Source organism: Streptomyces sp. NPDC058240, from assembly GCF_042882135.1.
Lineage (GTDB): Bacteria > Actinomycetota > Actinomycetes > Streptomycetales > Streptomycetaceae > Streptomyces.
Genome location: NZ_JBHVWT010000136.1, coordinates 1 through 2,728, shown reverse-complemented (window position 1 = coordinate 2,728; position 2,728 = coordinate 1). Strand labels below are relative to the sequence as shown.

Annotated in this window: 2 protein-coding genes; one reads left to right on the top strand and one right to left on the bottom strand. The window is 67.0% G+C overall.

Annotated features, from left to right (window positions below; all coding sequences use genetic code 11):
* Window positions 1–215: 215 nt before the first annotated feature.
* A complete protein-coding gene (locus ACFVX4_RS41890; RefSeq protein WP_389988719.1) occupies window positions 216–1,532 on the bottom strand; it encodes an ice-binding family protein in 1,317 nt (438 codons plus the stop codon).
* A gap of 567 nt (window positions 1,533–2,099) precedes the next feature.
* On the opposite strand from ACFVX4_RS41890, the gene ACFVX4_RS41885 reads away from it, so the two are divergent.
* The coding region (locus ACFVX4_RS41885) for a hypothetical protein (protein WP_389988716.1) at window positions 2,100–2,728 on the top strand (629 nt) is incomplete at its 3' end.

The window sequence follows — 2,728 nt, the reverse complement described above, 5'->3', positions numbered from 1 at the left end:
CTCAACGCCTTCGACATCACCTTCGACGGCCGGCTCTCCGCAGCACGCCAGTAACTCCAACAACCTGAGTTACACCGCTCGTTTGACAGACCCGACCGCGGCTGCCGGGCGCGCGCGTCGCCGACGATTCGTTCCTGTCCGGCTGAACCGACCGGAGAGGCATCTCGCTTTCGATCTACTGCGGATGGGCAGAGCACCCGCGGTGTGTGATCGCGCTACCAGGGGCGGGTGATCGTGTTGGTGTCCAGGGTGACCGATCCGTCGCGGGCCAGGGTCTGGCCGTTGACCGTGACGCCGGTGGTCACCGTGATCGAGATCGCGGCCAGGAACCTGCCGGCCAGGATGCTGTCAGTACCCAGGGTGCCTGAACTGCCGATCTGCCAGATAATGTTGCGGGCCATGGCTCCGTTGACGAGGAGCACGCCACTGGCGGTGGCCGTCGTCAGGGTTGATCCGATCTGGAAGATCCAGCGGGCGTTGCGGTCGCCCTGTGCGTCCAGTGTGAGCGTTCCGGTGAGTCCGATTGAGGAGGCGGCGTTGTAGACGCCGGGGGTCAGTGTGAGGCCGCCGATGTCTCCGGAGATGCTGGCGTCGGGGATCTGGGCGGCGGCATTGTTGTAGGTGGCGACCAGATCGGCGTGGGCCGCGGTGGCTGCCGCGTCGGTGATGTGGATGGTTCCGGTGATCTGGCCGGGCGGGAACCCGGTGACGGATACTCCGGGGCTCACTCCCAGGTCGCCGGTGACACTGGTGGCGCCGGTGTTGGTGACTGACGCTCCGCCGAGTACCGCGAAGCTTCCCAGATACGTGTAGGCGTTCGTGGCGGTTGTGGTGCCGCCGAGGGTGGTGATGGAGACGTCGGCCGGGCCGAGGGCGCCGGCCGGTACCAGGGCGTCGATCTCGGTGTCCGAGGCGATCCGGAAGGAGGTGACGGGTGTGCCGTCGAAGGTGACGCCGGTCGTGTAGGAGAACCCGGTTCCGGTGATGACGACGAGGTTGCCGCCCCCGACCGGCCCGGAGTCGAGGGTGACGACGGTGAGGGACGGCGGGTCGAGGTACGTGTAGGTGACGGTGTCAGCGATCCCGCCTCTGGTACGCACGGTGATCGTCACCGGGCCTGCGGAAGCCGCCGCGGGGACAGCCACCGTGAGCTGGCTGTCGGAGTCGACGGTGAATGCGGCGGCCTGCGTACCGAATCGGACTTCGCTCGTGGTGTAGAGGTTGAGGCCGGTGAGGATTACGGTGTTGCCGCCTACCAGGGAGCCGGCGGGAGGCGAGGTGATGCGGAAGGTGGGCGGCGGCAGGTAGTAGAAGGTACCGACCACTCCCGTCCCTCCGGGGGTGGTCACGGAGACCGGGGCGGCGCCGTTGCCGGAGGGGGTGACGGTGGCGGTGGTGGTGTCACTGACGACCGTGAAGCTCGCAGCCTTGCGGGCGCCGTAGCGCACGGCGGTGGTGCCGGTGAAGTGGCTGCCGGTGAGAGCCACTGCGTCGCCGCCGCCGGTGGAACCCTGGTTCGGTGAAACGGGCATGGGAGTGCTCCTTGGGACGAATCGCAGAGCCACCCTGCGGCCCGTCGGCCGCGATCGACCGTGCGACCAGACTGGAGCCCCGATGGCTCGGGGAGGCCCAGGCCCAGCGGGTGGGGCTCGGACCAGTCAGAACGGTGCAGCGGCGGACGAGGCTGCGGGATCGCTCGGCTACGGCGGGAACGTCGTGCGTCGAGTGCTGGATTCGGTGAACACGTCCGTGACCACGGGAGGGGCCGAGCCACACGGACGCCGCGCGCGAACGCCGACCAGATTCCCGCATACGAAGACCATCAGCAAGCAGGCCAGTTGCCGTGCTCCCCGGAGAGGGATGGGCGGCCCACCGGTTCAGGCCCCCAGTAGCCCATACGGCTGACATATTTGGCAATCACCTTGTCAAGAAGTCAGCCAAATGACTGAGCGCACAACTGATCAGGCCCCAACGGTGCACCACCGACACGCGCCACGATGCGCCCCCGCTGGAGCGAGTCGCTCACTGCCCACATCGAGGCCGTGGATCCGCTCCCAAGTGAGCCCTGAGAACGCCCGATACATCGGCCTCTCCGTTGCTTGTTCGTCGCCGACAAGGCGCGTGACGAGGCGAGGCTGATCGCAACCCGGGCGCTGCGGTACGGGCCCTACGGCATCGTGGCCAGCGACATGAACTACCCGCCCGCCGACCCTGCGAGCCCTCCCCCGACTACGAGGCGATGCTGTCGTACAACAAGTCTTGCCCGCACCAGGCTGCCGTCCGAGGTCGACGGGCAGCTGGTGCCCGACCGGCGGGTGACGGAGATGCTCGAGCACACGGGCTTCGTCGATGCGGCGGCCAAGCTGTACGAGGAGCGCAGCGAAAAGAAGCTGCTGCGCAAGACCGCGATGGGTGACCGGATTGACCAGCTGTGGGTATCGGCGCCGCTGCGCAACACGATCATCGACTACGCCCTGCTGGACACACCGGAGGGCGCCTCGGATCATCACTGTCTGGGTCATGCGCGGTCCGACGAGCTTCTTGTTGCGGTAGAAGCCGATCTCGAGCGGGCCCTTCACCTGGCCGTAGGTGCGGGTGTACTTGGTGCCCTTGGCAGTGGGCCCGGCGGTGACGGGCGTTTCCCCTTGATCGTGGACACCCTGATCATTGGATCGTGTAGATCCATAGGATTAGGAGTTCCTGTTGGGGACATCGAAGTACTCGCCTG